General features: G+C 37.5%; 29 protein-coding genes. 17 read left to right on the top strand and 12 right to left on the bottom strand.

What is annotated here, in order from left to right; all coding sequences use genetic code 11:
* Positions 1-35 precede the first annotated feature (35 nt).
* Complete coding sequence (gene queF / locus C0Z22_RS16305) at positions 36-611, top strand: preQ(1) synthase (RefSeq protein WP_103217039.1); 576 nt, start codon at positions 36-38, stop codon at positions 609-611.
* A gap of 22 nt (positions 612-633) precedes the next feature.
* Positions 634-840, top strand: coding sequence for a twin-arginine translocase TatA/TatE family subunit (locus C0Z22_RS03920; protein ID WP_103217038.1), 207 nt, complete (start codon positions 634-636; stop codon positions 838-840).
* 3 nt (positions 841-843) lie between these two features.
* On the opposite strand, the gene C0Z22_RS03915 is transcribed toward C0Z22_RS03920, so the two are convergent.
* From C0Z22_RS03915 to rpsP, 3 genes are all read right to left on the bottom strand, one after another.
* Complete coding sequence (locus tag C0Z22_RS03915) at positions 844-1,230, bottom strand: response regulator (protein ID WP_103217037.1); 387 nt, start codon at positions 1,228-1,230, stop codon at positions 844-846.
* 94 nt (positions 1,231-1,324) lie between these two features.
* Positions 1,325-1,564: a KH domain-containing protein gene (locus C0Z22_RS03910; protein ID WP_021267274.1), complete on the bottom strand. Its 240-nt coding sequence runs from the start codon at positions 1,562-1,564 to the stop codon at positions 1,325-1,327.
* Positions 1,565-1,623: 59 nt separating this feature from the next.
* Positions 1,624-1,872 carry a 30S ribosomal protein S16 gene (rpsP, locus tag C0Z22_RS03905; RefSeq protein WP_103217036.1) on the bottom strand — a complete coding sequence of 83 codons (249 nt, stop codon included), beginning with the start codon at positions 1,870-1,872 and terminating at the stop codon, positions 1,624-1,626.
* A 140-nt stretch (positions 1,873-2,012) separates the two neighbouring features.
* Between rpsP and C0Z22_RS03900 the strand changes: the two genes are divergently transcribed.
* On the top strand, positions 2,013-2,720 hold the full coding sequence (locus tag C0Z22_RS03900) for a TatD family hydrolase (protein ID WP_103217035.1): 708 nt from the start codon (positions 2,013-2,015) through the stop codon (positions 2,718-2,720).
* Entirely contained in the window at positions 2,678-3,736 is a 1,059-nt protein-coding gene (locus C0Z22_RS03895; protein WP_103217034.1) for a tRNA-dihydrouridine synthase family protein, read from the top strand. Before C0Z22_RS03900 ends, C0Z22_RS03895 begins: the two co-directional genes overlap by 43 nt.
* Here the strand turns inward: C0Z22_RS03895 and C0Z22_RS03890 are convergent.
* Positions 3,733-4,191 (bottom strand): MerC domain-containing protein, encoded by a 459-nt coding sequence (locus tag C0Z22_RS03890; RefSeq protein ID WP_103217033.1) that lies wholly within the window; start codon positions 4,189-4,191, stop codon positions 3,733-3,735. The two genes, C0Z22_RS03895 and C0Z22_RS03890, sit on opposite strands and share 4 nt — an antisense overlap.
* 170 nt (positions 4,192-4,361) lie before the next feature.
* On the opposite strand from C0Z22_RS03890, the gene C0Z22_RS16095 reads away from it, so the two are divergent.
* Positions 4,362-5,240, top strand: coding sequence for a hypothetical protein (locus C0Z22_RS16095; protein ID WP_199177518.1), 879 nt, complete (start codon positions 4,362-4,364; stop codon positions 5,238-5,240).
* 39 nt (positions 5,241-5,279) lie between these two features.
* Here C0Z22_RS16095 and C0Z22_RS03880 read toward each other — a convergent pair whose 3' ends face one another.
* From C0Z22_RS03880 to C0Z22_RS03870, 3 genes are all read right to left on the bottom strand, one after another.
* Positions 5,280-5,669 (bottom strand): hypothetical protein, encoded by a 390-nt coding sequence (locus C0Z22_RS03880; protein ID WP_103217032.1) that lies wholly within the window; start codon positions 5,667-5,669, stop codon positions 5,280-5,282.
* Positions 5,670-5,749: 80 nt separating this feature from the next.
* On the bottom strand, positions 5,750-7,084 hold the full coding sequence (gene mgtE / locus C0Z22_RS03875) for a magnesium transporter (RefSeq protein ID WP_103217031.1): 1,335 nt from the start codon (positions 7,082-7,084) through the stop codon (positions 5,750-5,752).
* Between the two features lie 70 nt (positions 7,085-7,154).
* Positions 7,155-8,009, bottom strand: a complete 855-nt coding sequence (locus C0Z22_RS03870; protein WP_103217030.1) for an MBL fold metallo-hydrolase — start codon at positions 8,007-8,009, stop codon at positions 7,155-7,157.
* 142 nt (positions 8,010-8,151) lie between these two features.
* Here C0Z22_RS03870 and C0Z22_RS03865 point away from each other — a divergent pair, with 142 nt between their 5' ends.
* The 6 genes from C0Z22_RS03865 (at position 8,152) to C0Z22_RS03840 (ending at position 13,808) form a co-directional block, all read left to right on the top strand.
* Entirely contained in the window at positions 8,152-8,823 is a 672-nt protein-coding gene (locus tag C0Z22_RS03865; protein WP_103217029.1) for a succinate dehydrogenase cytochrome b subunit, read from the top strand.
* A complete protein-coding gene (locus C0Z22_RS03860; RefSeq protein WP_233189692.1) occupies positions 8,823-10,763 on the top strand; it encodes a fumarate reductase/succinate dehydrogenase flavoprotein subunit in 1,941 nt (646 codons plus the stop codon). Before C0Z22_RS03865 ends, C0Z22_RS03860 begins: the two co-directional genes overlap by 1 nt.
* A gap of 30 nt (positions 10,764-10,793) precedes the next feature.
* Positions 10,794-11,555 (top strand): succinate dehydrogenase/fumarate reductase iron-sulfur subunit, encoded by a 762-nt coding sequence (locus C0Z22_RS03855; RefSeq protein ID WP_103217560.1) that lies wholly within the window; start codon positions 10,794-10,796, stop codon positions 11,553-11,555.
* 102 nt (positions 11,556-11,657) lie between these two features.
* Positions 11,658-12,242, top strand: coding sequence for a redoxin family protein (locus tag C0Z22_RS03850; RefSeq protein WP_158246801.1), 585 nt, complete (start codon positions 11,658-11,660; stop codon positions 12,240-12,242).
* A 50-nt stretch (positions 12,243-12,292) separates the two neighbouring features.
* On the top strand, positions 12,293-13,336 hold the full coding sequence (locus C0Z22_RS03845; protein ID WP_158246800.1) for a DUF2786 domain-containing protein: 1,044 nt from the start codon (positions 12,293-12,295) through the stop codon (positions 13,334-13,336).
* Positions 13,337-13,418: 82 nt separating this feature from the next.
* Positions 13,419-13,808 carry a hypothetical protein gene (locus tag C0Z22_RS03840; RefSeq protein ID WP_103217026.1) on the top strand — a complete coding sequence of 130 codons (390 nt, stop codon included), beginning with the start codon at positions 13,419-13,421 and terminating at the stop codon, positions 13,806-13,808.
* Here the strand turns inward: C0Z22_RS03840 and C0Z22_RS03835 are convergent, their stop codons facing one another.
* Positions 13,809-14,513 carry a 7-carboxy-7-deazaguanine synthase QueE gene (locus C0Z22_RS03835; RefSeq protein ID WP_158246799.1) on the bottom strand — a complete coding sequence of 235 codons (705 nt, stop codon included), beginning with the start codon at positions 14,511-14,513 and terminating at the stop codon, positions 13,809-13,811.
* Positions 14,514-14,629: 116 nt separating this feature from the next.
* Here C0Z22_RS03835 and C0Z22_RS03830 point away from each other — a divergent pair, with 116 nt between their 5' ends.
* The 3 genes from C0Z22_RS03830 to C0Z22_RS03820 all read left to right on the top strand — a co-directional run bounded on the left by C0Z22_RS03830 (position 14,630) and on the right by C0Z22_RS03820 (position 16,157).
* On the top strand, positions 14,630-15,160 hold the full coding sequence (locus tag C0Z22_RS03830) for a hypothetical protein (RefSeq protein ID WP_103217024.1): 531 nt from the start codon (positions 14,630-14,632) through the stop codon (positions 15,158-15,160).
* Positions 15,161-15,177: 17 nt separating this feature from the next.
* Positions 15,178-15,528 (top strand): hypothetical protein, encoded by a 351-nt coding sequence (locus C0Z22_RS03825; protein WP_103217023.1) that lies wholly within the window; start codon positions 15,178-15,180, stop codon positions 15,526-15,528.
* A gap of 197 nt (positions 15,529-15,725) precedes the next feature.
* On the top strand, positions 15,726-16,157 hold the full coding sequence (locus C0Z22_RS03820; protein WP_103217022.1) for a TraR/DksA C4-type zinc finger protein: 432 nt from the start codon (positions 15,726-15,728) through the stop codon (positions 16,155-16,157).
* 42 nt (positions 16,158-16,199) lie between these two features.
* On the opposite strand, the gene C0Z22_RS03815 is transcribed toward C0Z22_RS03820, so the two are convergent.
* Positions 16,200-16,862: a hypothetical protein gene (locus tag C0Z22_RS03815; RefSeq protein WP_103217021.1), complete on the bottom strand. Its 663-nt coding sequence runs from the start codon at positions 16,860-16,862 to the stop codon at positions 16,200-16,202.
* Between the two features lie 48 nt (positions 16,863-16,910).
* Here C0Z22_RS03815 and C0Z22_RS03810 point away from each other — a divergent pair, with 48 nt between their 5' ends.
* Together C0Z22_RS03810 and C0Z22_RS03805 are read left to right on the top strand one after the other, a co-directional pair.
* Positions 16,911-17,309: a hypothetical protein gene (locus C0Z22_RS03810; RefSeq protein ID WP_146037779.1), complete on the top strand. Its 399-nt coding sequence runs from the start codon at positions 16,911-16,913 to the stop codon at positions 17,307-17,309.
* Between the two features lie 28 nt (positions 17,310-17,337).
* Positions 17,338-17,787 carry a hypothetical protein gene (locus C0Z22_RS03805; RefSeq protein ID WP_103217019.1) on the top strand — a complete coding sequence of 150 codons (450 nt, stop codon included), beginning with the start codon at positions 17,338-17,340 and terminating at the stop codon, positions 17,785-17,787.
* 7 nt (positions 17,788-17,794) lie between these two features.
* Here the strand turns inward: C0Z22_RS03805 and C0Z22_RS03800 are convergent, their stop codons facing one another.
* From C0Z22_RS03800 to C0Z22_RS03790, 3 genes are all read right to left on the bottom strand, one after another.
* Positions 17,795-18,208 (bottom strand): hypothetical protein, encoded by a 414-nt coding sequence (locus C0Z22_RS03800; protein WP_103217018.1) that lies wholly within the window; start codon positions 18,206-18,208, stop codon positions 17,795-17,797.
* 16 nt (positions 18,209-18,224) lie between these two features.
* Positions 18,225-19,553: a DEAD/DEAH box helicase gene (locus tag C0Z22_RS03795; protein WP_103217017.1), complete on the bottom strand. Its 1,329-nt coding sequence runs from the start codon at positions 19,551-19,553 to the stop codon at positions 18,225-18,227.
* Between the two features lie 110 nt (positions 19,554-19,663).
* Positions 19,664-20,959, bottom strand: a complete 1,296-nt coding sequence (locus C0Z22_RS03790) for a hypothetical protein (RefSeq protein WP_103217016.1) — start codon at positions 20,957-20,959, stop codon at positions 19,664-19,666.
* A gap of 143 nt (positions 20,960-21,102) precedes the next feature.
* On the opposite strand from C0Z22_RS03790, the gene C0Z22_RS03785 reads away from it, so the two are divergent.
* Positions 21,103-23,274 (top strand): hypothetical protein, encoded by a 2,172-nt coding sequence (locus C0Z22_RS03785; protein ID WP_103217015.1) that lies wholly within the window; start codon positions 21,103-21,105, stop codon positions 23,272-23,274.
* Positions 23,275-23,282: the final 8 nt, after the last annotated feature.

The raw sequence follows: 23,282 nt of genomic DNA, 5'->3' as shown, positions 1-23,282 counted from the left end.
TATAACCTATCAAAATAATTCAAGAGAGTCGATAAATGTCAGCATCGAAAAAATCTATTAAGAAAACTGAAACAAAATCAAAATCGAAATCAAAACCTAAACAATCTCCGAAAGGAAGAAATGTTAAAGAGCTAGACGCATTTGCACTTGGTTCAGCAAATACTGAATACCCTGATACATATGCTCCAGAAGTTCTTGAGGCCTTTGACAATAAAAATCCAGGAAGTGATGCATGGACAACATTTGTTTGTACAGAGTTCACTTCTCTATGCCCAAAAACAGGACAGCCAGACTTTGCTCGTATTTATATTAACTATATCGCAGATAAGAAGATGGTTGAATCGAAGTCATTAAAGCTATACCTATTTAGCTTTAGAAACCATGGTGACTTCCACGAGGATTGTGTGCAAAAAATTTGTGACGATTTAGCTAAGCTAATGAACCCAAAATACGTTGAAGTTATTGGTGAATTTACGCCAAGAGGTGGAATTTGCATCTATCCATATGCTTCAAATTCCAACAATAAGAAGATTTATAAGGATATTCGTGCAAAAAGATTTAGCGAATATGCTCCAGGTAAGTATACAATGGACTTATCTAAAATTTATTAATTTAGCGTAAAATGAGGAAAATATGAGCCTTGGAATTACTGAAAGTTTAATTATCCTAGCTATTATTGTTCTACTGTTTGGAGGTAAGAAACTTCCAGAACTTGGAAAGTCACTTGGGAAGGCCATCACAGGCTTTAAACATGGGCTTAAAGAGGAAGATGAGCAGAATAACACTAATACTGCTAGTAAAATCGAAGACCAATCAAATAACGAAAATAAGAATAGCTAGTTTCTAGTTCTGTAGAACAGTTATTACCTGCTTAAGGGTAAATGGTTTTGGTAGAATACTACTAACACCTTTGCCCTTAATCGTATCAGAATTAATTGAACAATCCCCTGTCGCAAGAATAAATGGAGGCATCTTCTCCTTAAGAACACCCTGTGCTCTAGTGGCCAATTCCATTCCATTAACTTCAGGCATTTGATAATCGGAAATAACATGTGAATATGTATGCTCACCTAATGCACTTAGGGCCGCACTAGCATCAGCACATGCATCGACTTCATAACCTTCCATACGAAGAGCATCTTGTAATAGCTCTAGTATCTCAACTTGGTCATCTACTAGTAAAATACGTTTTATTTCTGGATTTTGTGACATCGTCATTGTTTCAATCATATATGTGCTCGCTTTTGTATAAACAAAATAAAAATAAAAAAACCTATCTTTCGATAGGTCTTTTTAAAACACAATATTTATTGATTCAAGTAAATTATTCTATAATTTCTAAAACAGATCTTTTTTTCAACTTTGTTGAAGCAGCATTAAGAATAGTTCTTAGTGCGCGAGCTGTTTTCCCTTGCTTCCCAATAACTTTACCAAGGTCAGTTTTATCAACCTTAAGTTCGATAACTGTTGTTTGTTCTCCAACAATCTCGTTTACTTCTACTTGCTCTGGCATATCAACTAATGCGCGACTAACTGTATCGATTAAGTCTTTTAACTCACTCATCATGAACTCCTTCTACAAAAATGCCGTTTATGCTTTTTTAAATGAAAAACAAAAAATTACTAGTTAAGAGTAACTTTGTTCTTCTTTAGAAGTGTTCTTACAGTATCAGAAATTGTAGCACCTTTACCGATTAGCTCAGAGATTCTCTCAGCTTTAATGTCGATAAGGTTATTTTCTTTAAGTTGTGGGTTATATTGACCTAATTTTTCGCTGAATTTTCCGTCTCTTGCATTTCTTGAGTCAGCTGCAACGATTGTGTAAATAGGCATGTGAGTTCTACCACCGCGTTGTAATCTAATTGTTAACATTAAGTACTCCTACATCAATTTGTAACGCTTATAATAAATATATTAAATAATTCCTAAATAAATAATTGATTTTAAAAAGATAAGCAATATCTTTTTTCAAATTTTTAATTAGAACCGTAATGTATTAAAATATATGCCATATGACAAGCAAAGAAAGCGAAAGTGCAAAATTTATCGACCTTCACGGCCATTCGGGATCGAATAAAACGACCTCTATTGAGGATTTTCGTATTTATTCCTACTCACCGCAAATCAATGACTTACCCAGAGATGGCCAATTTTATAGTGCTGGAGTCCACCCATGGAAACTCACAGATGCTGTAAGTAGCTTTGAAGAGGTAAAGAAGCTGTGTCGTCTAGATGATTGCCTTCTGGTGGGAGAAGCAGGCCTAGACCGTGCCATTGAGACAGACCTTAACGAACAAGAAAAAATCTTTACTTGGCATATTGAGTTGGCCAATGAATTAGGCAAGCCACTAATTATCCATAATGTAAGATGCCTCTCAGATATCTTTCGCCTTCATAAAACTCATAAGGACCACACAGCTTGGATTCTGCATGACTTTAATGGCACGATCAAGGACTTAAAAGATTGTCATGAACGAAAGATTTATACGAGTTTAGGTCCACGTTTCTATGAGTCTTCAAATGCAAAAATTCAAGAGACCATCTTGAATAATAAAGTGGACTTAGAGTATATCTTCTTTGAAACTGATGATCGCAGCGATCTTGAAATTTCACAACTCTATAAAGAGTTCGCCGTAAGGCAAAAGCTACAGCTAGCAGACCTAAAGGAACAAATTTGGTGCAACCTATCTCGCCTTCTTGGCAAAAATTTAACGATTTAATTGAATTTAAGGCACTGCTTGCGCCAATGGTTGGACTTTCCCATGTTGCACTAAGAGAAGCTCTAAGGCCTTATTTCCCGAGTGAAATGAAAACTTTGTGGGCCACTGAGATGTTAAACTCAAGAAGACTTCCCGATCAAGTACTTGGTGAAACACCTGAGACATTCAAAAGTGAATTTGACTATGGGCTCTACCCGCAAATCCTATGCAACGAGGAAAGATATATTGAAAAGGCCATTCCTAAGCTTGAACAATGGGGTGCAAAGGCCATTGATATTAATATGGGCTGTCCTGTAAAAAAGGCCCTTAAACATAACTACGGCGTTTCTCTAATGGGAGACACAAAGTATGCCGCCGAAGTTGTGGAGATGGTTAAAAGACACGCAACAGTTCCTGTTTCAGTTAAGCTTAGGGCCGGTCATCAAAATGATAAGAACTTTCTTATCGATTTCTGTAGTGCCCTAAAAGAAGCAGGTGCAGACTGGCTAATCTTACACCCAAGGCTTGCAGCTCAAAAAAGAAAAGGTGTTGCAGACTGGGAGCAAATTAAATTCTTACAAGAGAGCATTGATCTTCCAATAATTGGTAATGGTGACATTCAAGATCACGGCGATATTTTTCAAATGCTTAATGAAACTGGTTGCCAGGCCGTTATGCTAGGTCGCTCTTTAACAGCAAAACCTTGGCTAATTACACAGTTTGCGGCCCAACAAGGATATGAGCTTAATGAGTTTCAAAAACAATTTCTAAGTGAAGACCCTTACCTGCACGCGAGCTACTATGGTGAGTTTGTTAAAGCCTATGTTAATGCTTGCTTTAAATACTTTGATAAGAAAGCGGCCCTTAAGCGTATCCGCTTCTTTTTAAAAGTTGGTCATGTGTGGCTTAATTTCGGTCATAGCTTTACAAAGAAACTCTTTGCGCTAGAGACGCCGCAAGAATATAGCGATGCCATTGATCTTTATATGAACAACTCTTCGTTAAAAATTTCCCAAAGAACTAATCTACGATACTAGTGTTCGCAGTGGTGACAGCGGCATAGTTTAATATTTAGTAAATGCGCCGCAATTAGAGCTAGGCCACCAACAATTGATGCCACAACTTCTATTGTTCCAATTGAATGAGCGTGAGTGTGCATATGCATATGCCCAGCATGATCTGCTAGGAAGTATTGATTGAAGTGACCAATTAGAATTGCTGCCATTCCAAGGATACCTATAAAAAGTGGTCTCTTATCATTATGAATCTTTAAATTTTTCATAAATGCAAAGAGTCCAACTGGAACAACAATAAAAATCGCAAGGCTATGGATAAGTGGATTTTCAAAATAAGTTGCCAAAGAAGGTACAAAAATAATCAATAATGGAATTGCCATGCAATGTAGGCAACATAAGACAGAAACGAGCAACCCTGCGCGATCAGCTGATTCGTCATATTTTGATGTTTTAACTTCTTCCATTTTGTTGTCCATAAGCGTCCAATTGATTGATATAAGTATATATAGAGAATTCTGTGACTCAAAGCAAGTAAATATTAAAAAATTACCATCATTAAAGTGTTGAAAATACTTTCTAATACGTTACACTTTATAACGTAATATTATTTACGTGTATCAAGATAATCTTGTTACAGGGGGAAACAATGAGTGGTTTAGACGATTTTTTAAAAAAGAAGAACAAGCAGGCCAAGCATGCACTAACGTCATCAAGTGACGAGATTGTAAAGAAGTGTAGACACCTATTAGAAAGAATTCAAGAAGAAGGTAGTGAGAAATATGATGAACTCTATGCTCACTTTCGCTTTCGCTATGACAAAGTAAACGTACAAAAGCATAAGGTTGAAAAATTCTTTGAAGAGCTTCAACAAGAACTAGATCGCCTGGGTAAAGACCCAATGAAAGTTCTAGCAGAATACGACAAGCTTATTGAAAAAGAACTAGAGGCCATTGGTCATAGTGAAACATATCAAAATGTTAAGAAGTCGACGAAGAAAGCAATTAACAGAGTTGCAAAGGCCGCAAAAGAGATGTCAGATGATGTTGAAGAAGCGGTAAACGAAGTTAAACGCACGACTAAGAAAGTTGCTAATGATCTAACAAAGAAAGCACAAGATGCTAAGAAAGAAGCTAAGAAGGTTGTAAAGAAAGCGACAAAGAAAGTAGCTAAAAAAGCAGAAAAGAAGGTTGCGAAAAAAGTGGCCAAAAAGACTGCGAAGAAAACTGCAAAGAAGACAGCAAAGAAAACTGCAAAGAAGACAGCAAAGAAAACTGCAAAGAAGGTAGCTAAAAAGACGGCCAAAAAAGTTACCAAGAAAGTTGCGAAGAAAGCAGCAAAGAAAGTAGCTAAGAAGACGGCCAAAAAAGTTGCCAAAAAAGTTGCCAAGAAAGTTACGAAGAAAACAGCAAAGAAGGTAGCTAAGAAAACAGCAAAGAAAGCTGCACCAAAAAAAGCAGCGAAGAAAGTAGTCAAAAAGACTGCAAAGAAAACGGCAAAGAAAACGGCAAAGAAAAAATCAAAATAAAAACAAGGCCCTCACTTGAGGGCCTTTTCTTATAAAACTCTACTCTTCAAAAAATAAAACTTTATCACTATTTCGCAACATAAATCCCTTTATGTGATCATTCATATCAACAAATAACTTAAATACCTTCTCTTCCTGAGGAAGAGAGCTATCAAATGCTTTATTAAATAACTTGATATTCTTACAAACTACAGATGATGCATAATAAGTCTCTGAAGTTTCATAATAATTAAATGTTCTATCCTCACCTTCACCGCTATAGTTACCAAGATAAAAGCTAGCTGAAGAAATACTTCCTGACTCTTCTTGTTCGGCCGTATAACAACTCGTTGAAGATACTGTTGCTAAATCAACAATTCTTAAAGTTTGTAGACCAGCTACTGCATAAAAATTAAATGCACTTACTAAAATTACCAAAGCTAATTTCATAAACTCTCCTAAATATTTTTTCTGATATTTAGCATGGTCGATGAGACATAAACACTCCCCCCTGAAGTATTTACCATAAGCTAAAGGAGCGCGTGAGCAATTGAGAAATAGATAATGATTCCCGTAACATCGCAAATTGTTGCAACAAAGGGAGTCGAGGCCGTGGCCGGGTCAAAGCGAAGCTTCTTAAGAATGAATGGCAGCATTGAACCCACAAGAGTTCCCCACGTCACAATACAAACAATACTGAAGCCAACGATCATGGAAATTCGAGCAAAGTTTAGGCCGTAAATTTCATTTGCATGAGGCCAAAAATAAATTCTTAAAAAACCAAAAACCCCTAGAATAAGCCCCATGAAAAGTCCTGAGCCGATTTCACGGAAAAAGACTCTGACAGTATCAGAATTTTTAACTTCACCAAGAGCAAGGGCGCGAATAACAAGTGTAGAAGCTTGCGAGCCCGAGTTTCCACCTGATGAAATAATTAAAGGAATAAACGTTACAAGAGCAACGGTTTGAGCAATGGCATTTTCAAAGTGAGTCATGGCAGTTGCCGTTAACATCTGGCCAATAAAGAGAATGATAAGCCAGCCTAGACGCTTTCTTGCCATTTCAAAAAAACCAACTTCAAGATAAGGAGCATCAAGAGACTCAACGGCACCGATCTTTTGCATATCTTCTGTCGTCTCTTCTTCTACCGCCTTAATGATATCATCAACTGTAATGATACCTTTCATACGAAATTCTTCATCAACAACAGGAAGAACAACCTGGTCGTGACGGGCAAACACACGCCCAATCTCTTCCTGGTCCATATTATCGGGGATCGCAATTAGATCCTGTCCACTACTCATAAGCTCTGATACTTTTTGACCATCACGAGCTCCAAAGAGCTCTCGCAAAGAAACCACCCCTAAAAGCTTTTGAGAAGCATCGATAACATAAGTATAATAGATCGTTTCAACATTACTCAGCGTTTGAGTACGAATATAGCGAATGGCCTCTTCCACCATCATATTTGCACGCAGGCGAATATAATTGGAGTTCATTAGACCACCGGCAACGTCTTCGGCATAGGCCATTAGGGCCATTACCTCAACACGCGCATGCTTTGCTAAAAGAGACAGAGTTTCTTCTACTTGGTCTCGATCGAGAAGTTGAAGAATATCGGCCAAGTCATCATAGGCCAAGTCATTTGCCCAACGTCTTTTAAGATCGCGGTCAAATTGTTCAAATAAATCAGCTTGGTAGTTTGAATCAAGAGAGTCAAAGAAGTCCAATGCCTCTTCTTCAGACATACTATTAAAAGTTGAGAGACGCTCAGACTCAGAAAGAGAAGGCCAATCTTTAAGGGCGATACCAATTTTAGTAAATTGCATCGTGTTCTCAATTTCTGGATGAGTTTCGTTTGTCATTTAGTTTGCTCCCACAAAGTACTAATCGACATTCTAAGTATAAACTTAAATAAAATTAGCTAGTTAGATTTTATAATTTAACTGGAACTTTCAAAAATGGTGCCCCATCCTCTTCATTAAAGATAAACTCTCCCCCATTCATATTATACTGAATACTAGGAATCAGTAGCCTTGGAGCGCTTAAGTGTGCATCCCTAGTTGTTCGAAAGCTTAAGAACTCATCTTTAGAAGTACTTGCCTTGCATTGTATATTATTACGCTTTTGTTTTCCTACAGTAGTCATAAACATAATCTCACGTCCACCAGGCCCATAATCATGACCGACGTAGATGGTACAATTATCATCTAAGGCATAGATTTTTTGTATGGATTCATAAAGGTCATCCGCACTGCCTTTAGGAAAATCACATCGCCCTGTTCCCATATCAGGCATGAAGATCGCATCTCCTACAAATAACGCTTCTTTATTTACATATAAGCTCATACAAGCAGGCGTGTGACCAGGTGTTTCAATAATTTCAACTTCAAGATCATCTGCAACTTTAAATGTTTCTCCTTCTCGTGTTAATAAATCGAATTGAGAACCATCCTCTTTAACTTGTGAACGGTAAGCTTGATTAAAGACAACTTGTACCTGCTTTATATTTTCATGAATGACAATTTTTGCATTTGGATAAAATTTCTTTAGGCTCGATGCACCAGATAAATGATCAGCATGAACATGAGTCTCAAAGATATAAGTTAGCTCTAAACTATTTGCTTTTAAAAACTCGTCGATGAGTTCGACTTCTTTTGTTGACACAGATCCACTAGCGTAGTCAAAATTTAAAACGGGATCAACAACCACTGCCTTCTTTGTTGCCAAAGAGTAAATGATATAAGTCAGAGTATTAGTGTCTTTATCAAAAAAAGAGTGGATCAACATTTAAAATTCTCCTAATCCTTGAGGCATATTTACACTGTGCATCACAAAATGAAAATCACTTAAGTTTTGGTGATTTAAGGATTATAATCCATTCAAATAACATTTTAAAATTTTTATTAAATTAGACAAAGGAAATGTATCAATGTCAGCATTACGCTTTTATTTGACTAACTCCGTTGCTAAAAAGCAAGTAATGGGAGTTACGGGACTTCTTCTATGTGGTTTCCTATTATCACACATGCTTGGTAACTTTTTACTAATGGTTGGAGCAGACGCTTTTAACAAGTACGCTTACACGCTTACTTCAAACCCGCTAATCTATGTTGCTGAAGCAGGTCTTCTAGTAATCTTCTTAACTCACCTCTTTATGGCCCTGAAACTTACGATGGAAAATAAAGCAGCTCGTCCAGTTAAGTACTACATGAAGCAACCAACAGGACGCGGAGCAACTTTCGCATCATCAACTATGCCTTACACAGGTATGCTAATTCTTTTCTTCATCATCATGCACTTAATTAACTTTAAGTATGGTGCTGTATATATGACGACATTAAACGGAATGGAAGTTCGTGACCTTTACAAAACAGTAATCGTATACTTTGCTTCTCCTCTTAATGTGGGAATGTATGTAGTTTTCATGATTGTACTTGGAATCCACGTATCTCACGGATTCTGGTCGGCCTTTCAATCAATTGGATTTAACCACCCTAAGTATATGCCAGCAATCAAGTTTCTATCGAAACTATATGCTGTTGTCTTAACTGTTGGATACTCTACAATTGCAATTTGGTGTCACGTTAAGGGAGGAATGTAATGACTAATATGAATATCAAAAAAATGGATGGAAAAGTTCCAGCTGGTGACGATATCACTAAAGTATGGACTCAACATAAATTTAACATGAAGCTTGTTAACCCTGCCAACAGACGTAAGTTTGAAATTATCGTTGTTGGTTCTGGACTTGCTGGTGCATCTGCTGCTGCAACTCTTGGAGAGCAAGGTTACAATGTTAAGTGTTTCTGCCTTCAAGACTCTGCACGTCGTGCACACTCGATTGCAGCTCAAGGTGGTGTTAACGCTGCTAAGAACTACCCAAATGATGGTGACTCAATCTGGCGTCTATTTTATGACACTGTAAAAGGTGGAGATTACCGTGCACGTGAAGCTAACGTCTATCGCCTAGCTGAAGTTGCAAATAATATTATCGACCAATGTGCGGCCCAAGGTGTTCCTTTTGCTCGTGAATACGGTGGGACTCTTTCCAACCGTTCATTTGGTGGTGCTCAAGTATCACGTACATTCTATGCTCGTGGACAAACTGGTCAACAGCTACTTCTTGGTGCTTACTCTTCTCTAATGAAAGAAGTAGGACGTGGAAAGGTTCAAATGCTAACTCGTCGTGAGATGGTTGACCTAGTTATGGTTGACGGTCGCGCTCGTGGTATTATCACAAGAAACGTAATCACTGGTGAATTCGAAAAGCACGCAGCTGATGCCGTTCTAATGTGTACAGGTGGATACGGAAACGTTTACTACCTATCAACAAACGCAATGACTTCAAATGGTTCAGCAGCTTGGAAAGCTTATAAAAAAGGTGCAATGTTTGCTAACCCATGTTTCACTCAAATTCACCCAACTTGTATTCCAAGACATGGTGAAAACCAGTCGAAACTTACTCTTATGTCAGAGTCTCTAAGAAACGATGGACGTGTTTGGGTTCCAAAGACTCCAGGTGATCACAGAAAAGCAGCTGAGATCCCAGAAGAAGAAAGAGATTACTACCTAGAGAGAAAATATCCTTCATTCGGTAACCTTGTTCCTCGTGACGTTGCTTCAAGAAATGCAAAAGAACAAATTGACCAAGGTAAATCAGTTCGCGCCGGTGAAGAAGCAGTTTACCTAGACTTCCAAGCGGCGATTGAGCGCGATGGTGAAGACGCAATTAGAGAGCGCTACGGTAACCTATTTGATATGTACGAAAGAATTACTGATGAAAACCCATATAAAGTTCCAATGAGAATTTACCCAGCGGTTCACTATACAATGGGTGGTTTATGGGTTGATTATAACCTACAAACAACAGTTCCAGGGCTATTTGCTCTTGGTGAAGCAAACTTCTCAGACCACGGTGCAAACCGTCTAGGTGCATCTGCACTAATGCAAGGTCTAGCAGATGGATACTTTGTTGCTCCATTTACAGTTCCTAACTACCTAGCAAGTGAAAAACTTATGGGTAATAAAGTTGGAACTGATCACCCAGAATTTGACAAGGCACTTACTGATTCAAAAGAAAGATTCTCTAAGTTACTTTCAATCAATGGAACAAGATCAGTTGAGTCAATTCACAAGGAACTTGGGCAAATCATGTGGAACCATGTTGGTATGGCAAGAGATGCAAAAGGTCTTCAAGAAGGGATTGATAAAATTAAAAAACTTCGTGAAGTGTTCTGGAAAGACGTTAAGGTTACAGGAACAGCAGATGGAATTAATATCGAGCTTGAAAAAGCTAACCGTCTTGCAGACTTCCTAGAGCTTGGTGAGCTAATGGCACGCGACGCTCTTGAAAGACCAGAATCATGTGGTGGTCACTTCAGAGAAGAGTCTCAAACAGATGAGAACGAGGCCCTAAGAAATGACAATGACTTCTGTCACGCAGCTGTATGGGAATACACTGGTGAAGCTAGTGAGCCAATTAGAAACGTGGAAGAACTAGACTTCCCTAACGTTCCACTAACACAAAGAAGTTACAAATAAGAGGTATATGATATGAGTAGCAATAATAATATGACACTTCATTTAAAAATCTGGCGTCAAAAGAATCGTGAAGATAAAGGTCAAATGGCCGACTATACTTTAGAAAACGTTTCTCCGGATGCTTCATTTCTTGAAATGCTAGATCAGTTAAACGAAGAACTTATCCCACAAGGTGTTGAGCCAGTAGCTTTCGACCACGACTGTCGTGAAGGTATTTGTGGTATGTGTTCTCTAATGATCAATGGTCAAGCTCACGGGCCAGAAGCTGAAACAACAACTTGTCAGCTTCACATGAGAAAGTTCTCTGATGGTGATACGATTGTTATCGAACCATTTAGAGCAAGAGCTTTCCCAGTAGAAAAAGACCTTATGGTTGATCGTAGTGCATTTGATGAAATCATCGCTGCTGGTGGTTTCGTATCTGTAAACACAGGAAATGCTCAAGATGCAAACGCTATCCTAATCCCAAAAGAGCAAGCAGACCTAGCAATGGACGCTGCAGCTTGTATTGGTTGTGGAGCTTGTGTTGCTTCATGTAAGAACGCTTCTGCGATGCTTTTCGTATCGGCCAAAGTTTCTCAAATGGCACTTCTTCCACAAGGACAAGCTGAAGCTTCTCAACGTGTTCAAAACATGGTTAAGAAGATGGATGATCTTGGATTTGGTAACTGTACTAACGAAGCTGAATGTGAAGCTTCATGCCCGAAAGGAATTGAAATCACAAATATCGCTCGTATGAACAGAGAGCTTCTAAAAGCTGCTGTAACATCTAAGACGACACCAACTGTTTAATTTAATAAATTAAATTCAAATAAAAATAAGGGCCTACAAATGTAGGCCTTTATTTATTGTATGCTCCTTTTTCACAGCGTAGAATATCCAAAAGGAGCATTTATGAAATTAATCGTCTCTCTCTTTATAACTACACTTACTCTCGCTTTATCTCCAGGAGATAAGGCCCCAAACTTTACTCTTGTAAACCAAGACGGAAAGCAGATTACACTGGCCTCTTTTAAAGGCAAGAAAGTTATTCTTGAGTGGTATAACGAAGGCTGTCCCTTTGTTAGAAAACATTATGATTCACTAAATATGCAGCAGACACAGAAGCTTGCAAAAGATAGCGGCCATTACTGGCTTACAATTAATTCATCTAATATTGGAAAACAGGGTTATATCAGAGACGCCGCTGCTGCAAAGAATCGCCTACAGGTCGAAAAATCAAATGCTTCTCACCTTCTGATTGATACGGATGGAACTGTTGGTAGACGCTATAATGCAAAGACAACGCCAGAGATTTTCATCATTAATGAAAGTGGTGTAATTGACTATATGGGGGCCATCGACAGTATTGCTTCGGCCGACAAAAGTGATATTCAAAACGCTCGAAACTATGTTAAAAACGCGCTAGAACAACTTAAGAACAATGAGAAAGTAAATCCAGCGAGAACAAAACCGTATGGATGCAGTGTTAAATATTAATGTTTATTTATAACGAAAATACCCAATTATTTATAAAAAAGATTCGTCTTATGGCCTGTGATATATTCGCGGGAATAGGTCTCTCTTTTAAGCGCTCACGCCTCCACTACAAAGGAGTGATGTACCCGCTTACATTTGTTGTAAATGACTCTGACAAAATCCTAGGCTTCTACGATCCCCTTATTTATCAAATTGGAATCAACAGGTGCTTTCTTACAATTAACGATGACAAGCTTCTAGAAAATGTTCTCAAGCATGAGCTTGCCCACTTCTTAGTTCATATTGAATGTGGCATACACGAGCAGGCCCATGGGATTGAATTTAGAGGTATTTTTAAACGCTTTGGCTGGGATGATAACTTTTCAAAGTCGCAAGTCAACTTAAGTGCCTTTGTAAAAAGCAATGATAATATCACGGCAAAGATTCAAAAGCTTCTGGAGCTTGCAAAGTCAGAAAATGAATTTGAGGCCAAACTTGCTGCCAAAAAAGCAAATGATCTCATTCAAAAACACAACTTAGACAAACTCAAACTTAATCATCTAGCACGAGATGATTTTGATATGAAAGACTTTGAAGATACTTATGTCAGACGAGTCGCCTCTTTTAAAAGACGTAACCTTCTTCACGATTGCCTCTATGATATACTTAAGGAATATGCAGTCTCTCCAGTCTTCAGCTCTGGACGTGGCGGGGGCTACCTCGAAATTATTGGCGCCAAAGAAAATGTTGAGGCCGCTCACTATATCTATGACTATACAGTAAATGCGATGGAAGGACTTTGGAAGCAGGCCAAGAAAAACTCAAATTTAAAAGGTGTTCGTGCTCGTAATTCTTATTATAAGAGTTTTACGAAATCATTCCTAAGTGAACTTAAAGGTCATCAGAGCAAGCAAATAAGCTCACGTGAACTAATCCATATTAAAGGTCTTGCCGAGGCCCATCGAAACCGAGTCTACCCTCGTGTCTCATCGCAAACAAGTCAGGCAACTAGCTTTGATGCAAATGCATGGAATCTTGGCGCTAAGGCCGGTAAACAATTTAAAATGGGTAAAGGTATTGGACAAAAATCCTCCACAAAACTTCTAACTAACTAAAAATTGATACGGAATAATCTTTCTAAAATTTCTTAATATTTTGGCCAATTAACCGATATGCTTGATGTTAAGCGGAGATCTAATGGCAAAGATAGCAAATTCTAAAAAAATTATTAAGGGGTTTATTACTCAATGTACGATGGTTTTTAAATCATATGATTATCATGTCGTTGAATCAAAAAACAAATCCAATCTTTGGCACTTTAGCGTCTCTAAAGACGACAAGAAATATGTAGTCTACTGTACAAACTCTCTTGATAAGGTTCAAGGGATTATCAAAATTGCTCTTAAGAAACTTCCTACAGACACAAAACTTGTTGTTATTTGTGATAACTTCTCTCAGGAAGATCGAACTAAGGCCGACTCTAATTCCTATACGATTACTGATTTAGGAACGATTAAAAAATATGGAGTTGATTTACTCGAGGCCAAGCAACGTGAGACCTTAGCAAGAACGAGAAGGGCCGCTTAATTAAACACTCTTTTTATCAGCACCGTAGATCCACTTATGCTGCTGTCCGATGACTCTAAATGGTCCACCCTCTAACTGATTCCAATCCTGAATATCGATAAATCTTTGCATTGGAAATTCTTCACTTGGTTCAAAACACGGTGTTAGCACCCAAGGAAAATCAATTGAACCTAAACTCTCCTCAAGCTTACGATAAGCTCCTAGAGTGTAGTCAAAGTCCTTACGATCAGCAATAACGGCCTTTAGCTGAAACTTTCCATTATAGTTTTGAGCAAGCTTTTCAATAAGTGAAAGACGAGTCTGTACACCTGTCGAAGGTGTTTTTAGATCAAATGAGATGTAATCGAGGTTTTCAAATACTTCATCAACAACTCGTGTCCCTGCAGCTTCAAGATTAAGCTTAAAGCCTTTTTCTTTTAAAAATTTTGATAGAGCAACAACACTTGGAACATGCTTAGGATGAAGTGGGTCTCCACCTGTAATTGAAATCCAATTTATTTTTCCCTGATAAGATTCTTCTAGTATCTTTTCAAAAATCGACTCAATCGAAGTTGGCCCAATATCAAAACTCCAAGTATCCATTGAATCACAATTAATACAACCAACGGCACAACCTTGAAAGCGCACAAAGACCTGAGAGCGTCCAACAAAGACTCCCTCTCCTTCTGTAGCACGGTAAATGTCGTTAATAAGATACTGCTGCATTGAAAACCTTCTTAAAGGGTATTTATATAGCATAAGGCCTTAAAATGTCATATATTTAAAAGTAAATCGAGTAATTGCTACATGAAAAATCGCAAAAATGGCCCAAGGGAAGAAATATGATTGATATAGATGAACAGTTTCGCGTCGTCATCGCTGATTTACAGGCGGGAAAAAGGCCCAACTGCACTTATACAAAAGAAGATTTCAGTGTTTTTAAGCTACGTTTTCAGGAGCTAAATCGCGAAGAAAACTGGGATGCACTTATCCCTCTACTGTGTTTACTTGATAATACCATTACTCTTGATCATATTATCTACCCAGAGATTATGGACTGCCTTGCACTTTGCCACGATCCAGAAGTCCTTACTCTGTGTTTAGGCGTTGCCAGAAAGCAGATAATAGATGAATTCCACAAAAGAGGTGAAAGACTACCTTTTGACTTCTTAGAGGCACTTGAAAAACTTATTGGCCATCAAGACCCTGAGGTCTTTGAATGGACTCTGCGCCTTATTGAATCCCTTGGTTCACAATCAATTTATTTCAAAAAGGCCGTATTAGAAGCAAAACCAGGCTTCTTTGCACGATTTAACCAGCACAAGAAGGCCTGCGTGGAAATAATTGAGCTACTAGAACGTCGCTGGAAGTAGTGTGCTACAATTAGCTTATGGAAAGAAAGTTTAGCGCCAATGAGAATTTTGAATTACTAAAGAACGAACGCAATATTGCAAATAGGCAGATGTATCAAATGCAGCCTTCGCAAGAAGTTCAGGTTCAGATCTTTCCAGACAAGAGCGTAACACCGGCCAAATTCATTCCAAATAAAACCATGCCTGGAACTTTCAGGGCCCATCCAACAACGATAGCGGCCATGAGAAGCGATCTCTTTGCCAATATGTATGACGAAGCATTTGAGGAATTAAGCGCACTAATCACATGTTCAAGCTGTCAAAATGAGGTAGATAAGCAGTTTTGGAAGTTTTGCCCTCATTGTGAAGCAACGTTTCCTAAAAACTAGATCTAAACTGTTGAAATTTCGTGACAAAGTAATCCTTTGTAAGAAAAATACCTTTTACTAACACTTTCCCGACCAGTAAATTCTTTCTACAACACACGAACACAATATTTGTTGTGCGTAATTGTTTTGCCTAAGCGCAAATTAAAGGTTACAAGCAACTTGTTTCACTGGAAGAAACACGGCACAAGGGAGTCGAAATGAACAGAGCTAACTCGTATCTATCGGACAAGCAAATAGCTGCACTTAAAGATGCGCTACTTGCTGACAAAGAAAGAATTCTTAACAAAAACAGTGAGAAAGAGCAGTATTGCATGGACAAGAACGAACTACTTGACCCTCTAGATGAGGCAGTAGCTAACGTTCAAACATCGCAGGAAATTCGTTTCAGAAATCGTGAAAACTTCTACGTAAAGAAAATCAATAAAGCACTTACAAAAATCGAAAAAGGTGAATATGGCCTATGCGATGAGTGTGATATTGAAATTGGTTACGATCGTCTAATGGCGAGAAACACAGCGGAACTTTGTATTTCATGTAAAGAAGAAGCTGAGCACGAAGAGAGATCAAACGTATACTTAAAACGTTCAAAGTCTCTTGGAAAAACAATTGCTGAAATTGGAAAAAGATAATTAAAAAAGCCTCGCATCGCGAGGCTTTTTTATTTGTTTTAGCTACTTTCTAAAGTAGCTAATACTTAATAACTCGAATTCATCTGCAATATGATATTGTCCAGTTGAATACTCCGCAGAGTTAACTAGATTTGATGTGACGATACTCTTTCTTACATCTTTAATTTCATCTCTTTCAACGTTAAAGTATAAAACGTAAACCTTAGATGAGAGTTTATCAACTTTCTTAGGCGACATCCCCTGCTCACCCAAGAGCTTTTGTAGATCGACAATATTTTTCTGATCAATAGAAACTATCAATTTATCACTAGCAATTGACTGGCAAGCTCCTTTACTATCTTGAGCAAGTCCAATTCCTGAGAAAGTTAACTCAGTATTCTTATTTACATTTGCTCTAAGACAATAATCGACTTTATCGTAAGAGATACGAAAGGCCAAAGAAAGTCTTGGTCCACATAATCCGAACGAATGAATCATATCAATCTTGTCTGCCGCAAATTTTTGTTCATGTAAGTACTTAACAACGTGGCCTAAAATCTCATCACGATTTGTATTAATACTTACCTGATCATTAAAGGAAGCTATTTTAGTGCGCCCCTCATCTTCCTTGTACCAACAAGTGTCGTTATTAACAGAAGTTAATGCTCCGGCGTAAATAAATTTACTAAGTAGTAATGAAAATAAAGATATAATTATTTTGTTCATAAACTTTCATCGGTATTTAAAGCGCAATATTTAGTGTAGACTTTAGTCATGACAGGCAATCAGTTGGAAATTCAATTAATAGAGAAAGTTACTCGGTCATTTTACGAGAAGGCCATTAATGACGTATTCATCGGCTATCACTTTCGAAAGATAACTGCTAATAGCGCTCCACTCTCAAGCATTGATGATTTTCAAGAGCATCTCGTTAATATAAATGCTTTTTGGCAGGCACAATTGCTAGGAATAAAATTTCCTCGTCCTGCGGCACACTTACTTGAGGCACATGAGTACTTAAATATTCATATGGGAGAGCTTGGACGTTGGGTAATGCTTTTTAAAGAAACATTAAATGAATATAGACAGCAATCCCCTGAGTTTATTAATGCTTGGGAAGTAAAAATTGATGCATTCCAGACGGGCTTTAAAAAGTACTTCTTTAAGGCCTGATAAAGTATAGAGCGTAACGGAGATCGATATGTTAAAACTTGAAACTAATTTTCAAAACTTAACACTTAACTCATTTCCAACTAAGCTAGCACTTATGTGTATCTTACTACTTGTTGTTGGGCTTGGAAGTTACTTAACATTCAATAATAAGCTGGCTCAAAAAGATCTACTTCTATTTCTCTTCACACCCATTGTCGTCTTATCCTTAATAAAATACCGTCACTTGGAAATGAGCAAACCGAGAAATACTGCAAGATTAGTCGCTCGCTCATTGCTAAGAAAACAAATCACACAATTTGGACTTGATGAAATTGAACGTGTAGAGCTTTTGAAAACCAAAGGGGCCACAGCTTCTAATCATGCAATTCAAATACGATTAAATAATAACAAGAGTTTTCAAATCACAAGTAGTGACTTTATAGGTGCTAATAAAAAACTAGAACAATACTATGAAGAGATTAGGCAGTGGTTAAAGTAAGTGAGGTTTAATTACACTCTTGTCTTGTCTTAGGACTTTTCGCCTTATAAACCTGTTTAACAAAATCAACAAGAACAGGCTCATCTGCAACATCATCAAAGAGCCAATTGCGAGCATAATATTGACCAAGCTTATAAGCGGCCAAACATGCTTCATTAGATGATAAGTACTGGACAACAATCATTTCAACTAGTCTCACCTTAAAGCGCTTAGGAGAGCCTTCAATACAGCCGGCCGGATAATCCTTGCAGTCAAGGTGTCTCTCCTTCTCCTTCACACTAAGGCGAACTTCTTCAATTGTATTGTCGAATTTATAGGCCATATCAAACATTTCCAAAGGCGTATAAATATCCTTTTCAGAACATGATGAAGTAATAAGTGAAGTTAATAGAAGAAAGAAAATGCTAATATGTTTAAACATATTAGCATTTTATCATTTAACGGCGTCTGCCGCGAGAAGTTTTTGAAGTACGAGAAGGTGTATGTCCACCTGTGCGAGATGTTGATCTCGTCGTCGTTTTTGAAGTCTTTTTCTGTGGTGCTGGCCCACGTCTAGCAACTTTCTTTGCAACCTTTTTAGCTCCCGATTTCTTTGCCATCGACTTAAGAAAGATTGGATCAATCTTCAAAGTATCTTGATTCTTAATGGCATCATTAATTTGACCAATAAGTTTTTGATCTTTCTTAGTTACAAAGTTATAGACACTTCCGGCCCTTCCAGCACGACCTACACGTCCCGAACGGTGAATATAATAAACTGCTTCAAATGGAAGATCGTAATTTAGTACCCATTGCAGAGTCTTAATGTCGATCCCACGGGCCGCCATATCAGTAGTGATAAGAATACCACCAGTTGATTTAAACTTTTTAAAATTCTCACTTCTTTCTTTTGCAGTAATATCACCATGAGAAACGTAAAGGTTTTTATGAAGTTTTGCTTGCTTCATATAGTTATAAACTTCTACCGCCTTCTCTTTTTGGTTAACAAAAATAATCCCACTGCCCTTTGCTTCTTTTTTAACGAAAACATCAAGCATGGCATTCTTCTCTGTATAATCGAGAGCAATATTGAAAGTTTCAATAGTTTGAGAAAGTCCGTGTGAGCCAACTAGGCTTACTGATTTAAATTCCATACCTGAGAAGAAGTCGGCCTTTAGCATATCAAAGTCATCGGCCATCGTTGCAGAAACAAGGCATGCTTGGTACGAAGACGTAAGATGACGACGAATGGCCTTAAGCTCACGCATAAATCCCATATCAAGAAGCTGGTCGGCTTCATCAATAATTAGATACTCAAGTTCATCGAGACGGATCTCTTTTTTCTCAATCATTGATTTAATTCGGCCAGGGCCTCCAATAAGAATATCAAAAGTTTGTTTTTTAAGTGTACTTACCTTCTTGCCTTTTTCACCACCAAGGGCAAGACGAACACGCATCTTTGCATGGTGAGAAATCTTCTTACACTCATCAGAGACTTGCATCGCAAGCTCTTTAATTGGTAGAAGAATAATCGCGCGAGGCGAGCCTGCCTTTTGATTTTTTATGTCTGCTTCTGTTTCTTTTAGCTTTTGAAATAGTGGTAGAAGATAACTTAGTGTTTTACCACTACCAGTTTGGGCCTGTACTTGTAGGTTGTGACCTTCTAGAAACTGAGGAATTGCTTCAGCTTGTACTTCAGTTGGTTTTGTTAGTTTATTCTCTTTAAGGAAACCTGCAAATAGGTCCATATCAACAATGTCAACAAATTCTTTTGTGCTTTTTGCCATTTTATACTCTCCTAAATAGACATATCCACTCACGGTCCCCTGGCCTAACGTGGACAAAATAAAAAAGGGGATCAATTTGATCCCCGATATTTAACACAATGTTTCTTAAATTAGAAGTGAAGTCTGAAGTTTACAGAGTGAATTGTCGAGATTTTCACACCTTTTACTTCAGAAGTGATTGGTTGCTTAAGAGAATACATGAAATCCATGAATCCAAGCTTAACTCTTGGAGTTAGAGTTAGGTGTTCAGAGTCAACCATCCCTCTTACTGTAACAGCTAGTCTCTCCTTCCAAACATGGAACATTAGATCAGTACCAGCATAAACTCCATCAGCAAAATCATAACCATCTCTCATGTGGAAACCTACGAATGGACGAAGTCTCATATTTGAAAGATTAAAGCTATAATCTGTGTGCATACGGTAGCCAATTTCTGGCTCATATAATGGAAGATAACCTTCATCATTTTCAATCACTGTTGCAAGAGCAATATCTTGGATCTTAAACATTGTTCTGAAATTTGATAGCCAGTGGAAACCATAAGTAATGTCGGCCATCGCATAAAGAGTCATATTTTGATCAAGGTTTTCAGTATCAATAACATCACCGTCACCAGCAATTGCATCTTGATCAAGAACACGTCTTACGTCAGCTCTATATAAACCATAAAGAGAAAATGAACCGAAGTGTCTCTCATTCTTATAATCAAAGTTTAAACCAGCAGTAACGTCTGCCTTAACATATGCATCGATAATTGGAGCAGTTGAACCTGAACCAGCAAATGGAATAGCTTCACCACCAAGGGCATCTCTTAGGGCCGTTTCTTCTTCAGTACTTAAACCTAGTGTAGCTGCTAAATCTGTAACATTTTGGTAACCCGCTGTACCACCGATAATGGCATTTAAAACACCTTGTGTGATTTTATCTTGAAGAACTGTTTTAAGTTCAGCATCACCAGGAACTGCAGAGATGAAAGTATCAATCATGATATCCTCTTCACCAATTCCAATTAGTGATCCAACATTTACACCTAGCCTAACACTTGGACTAATTGTCCCTTTAAAAGCATTAAATGATGGAAGTGGAACACCTACTTCTACATTCAGTCTAAGGTTTTGTTCAGTATCAGCATAAGCTGAAAGAACATCAGCAGCTGCTTGATCTGGGTCAGCAGCATCTGAAGCATCAGATACATCACCAACAAGTTCCATTAGATCCGTATTAGCATAAACAGACATATCAATAAGAAAGTCATGTCCTGGTTCTCTTAGAAACTCTTGAGTTTGGAATTTGTCTTCCATTAGGCGAAAGCGTTCCTGTACATTGTAATCTGCATCGGCCGCAAAAGCCACTTGTCCTGCTAAGAGCGTAGCAAACGTCGCTCTTACTAAAAAAGATTTTTTCATCTATTTGTCCCCTTCCGTGGTTAAATCTTCTTAATTCTCTTTACCAATATTAACACGGAATCAATTCTAAAAATTAGTAGGAAAATTTATATAATCCCTTTAAAATAAAAAGGAATTTAATTGAAAATTAACAAAGGTTGACTATGCAAGTTGGTTTTATCCACAGCAACTCTAACGAAAATCAAGAAATCACAATCTCAAATAAAGAGTTTTTTTTTAAAGAAGAAAATAATGAACTCATTATCTCTGAAAACGGTGGTAGCATAAAAGTTCATGTCGATGACGATTGCCTAGTTTTAAAATTAATTCAAAAAATACAAGACGCTAAATTACAAGATACTCCACTGCAAGAAGGATCAACTTACTTCATGGAGATTGGAGAAAAACTTAGCTACAAAAGTAGCGAATTTAAGCTCAAGTCTCTATCTCTTGAAAAACAACTTCCTGATGAATTTGATATTGCCTCAGCAAATGATGAGGATGATCTTGAATTTGATGACTTAAGTAATTTTGCAACGAATGAGCAAGAAGAAAGCGTTGAAGAAATAAAGGCCCAAACACAAGGGCATACACCTTCGTTTGAAATGACAAGTAGTGGTATGCTTAATAGAGATGAGTCAGATGACGAATCAGATAGCGATGAAGATGATATCTCCTTTGTCATTGATACAAATGGAGATCAGCCTTCACAACCTCGAATGAAAGAAGACACTGACTCCTTAAGTATTACTCAAGTTCTAAACGTTGCCCGTCTTCAAAGTGCAGAGGCAGAGCAAAGTAAGAAGTCGGTAAAATCTAATGATCACGTTAGCCGACCACTTACGAGTCAAAAAAAGAAGAAAGCGAAGAAGAAAAAAAAGAGCACTAAATCAACAAATAAAGACTCTGATCTAAAACTTGGTGTTGCCCGTGACTACGAAGGTGCGAAGATCAGAAAAGCACAACAAAAAAAGAAAAAAATTAAACAGTCTCAAGGAAAACTAGTAGGCCCTTTTACTCGCTTCGTTAGTGCATTAACACTTGTCTTTGCAACAACGATAGTTTCAACTCAGATTGATGTTGAAGCAATAGAGAGCCTAAGTGATAAACTCGCAACTCTACTAAATTCAGAAATTGCAAAATTTGTCGAATTCAGTGTAAGCCCAGATATTGCGAAAATTGTAATTGTACTTTTTGGTATACTATTTATTTCAAATTTAATTCTAAGTGTTTCACCAACCCTTTTTATTAGTGGTGCAACAACAACAGGATCATTTCTTACAAAAAGAGCAAAAGCTGTTCTTAGAACTCCACTAGATCTTATTGCTCACCTTATCCCATTATTTGAGCTCCCTGTTATCTTTGATTCACCATCTCTTAAAGAATTTATCACTCAAGGGCGAATTACTTATCGTATAAAGGGATTTAAGTTCATCTCACTTATCAACTTAGCAATCTTTACAATGCTAGTAATTGGTTATCCTATTATTCAGGAAAGCTTTTCGGACACGCCTGTTCCTAAACAAATCAATGTGCCAAAAGAGCTAGGTAAACGACCGCTGAAAATTAAAGAGGTTTTAGTTTCAAAAAAATTCTCTCAGGAAAATATTATCTTAAGAATTGCAGGGCAAAGGCCAAGCTACTTTATCATCAATAAGGAAACAGCAAATACATATGTTTTAAAATTAACAGATGAAATGTCGTTTAGAAATTTTCAAAAAAGCTTTAGCTCAATTCCATTCTTCAAGTATCGCTATCCTTATTTAAGCTCTTTCTATAAAGATGAAAAATCGAGCTATTTAACGCGAGAAGATTTTGGAAAATTATTTTGGGCCGGAGAGATCATCAAAGGACGATCGACAAAAGATTTAGTTCATGTTGACCTACTTGCCATTGGCCAATCAAAGAAGGCCTTTGCAGAGTTTAAAATGAACTATAAACAATATCGTAACTTAAATAAATTCACGTCTTTCTATAGAAGCAATCTTGATGAAGTCTATCTCTATATTTCAGATGACTCAGTTATGCAGTTCTCAAAGGTTGGCGGCAATATGAAATCAAGTGAACTTGAAGGCCTAACATTCTTAGCAAAGCCAAAAGTTAAGATTGAATATATAGATAGTGTTGAAAAGGCATTTCTCGGTACAAATAAATCAATTTTAATGAGTCAACTTGACGAGATCAATCAGCTCGTTTCAATTAAGGATAACGGAGAGAACCGTGCTTCATTTACAAAATTTGCCCGAGATCTGGCCAAATTTTTACAAGGTAGCACAAATACTGTTGGACAAGAAGCAGCAAAAGAAATATTAAAGCTAAGTACTTTAAATAATTAAAGTTAGTA

This window comes from Halobacteriovorax sp. DA5 (assembly GCF_002903145.1).
GTDB lineage: Bacteria > Bdellovibrionota > Bacteriovoracia > Bacteriovoracales > Bacteriovoracaceae > Halobacteriovorax_A.
Note: the sequence above shows the minus strand (reverse complement) of the source record. Positions and strands in the feature narration are given on the sequence as shown.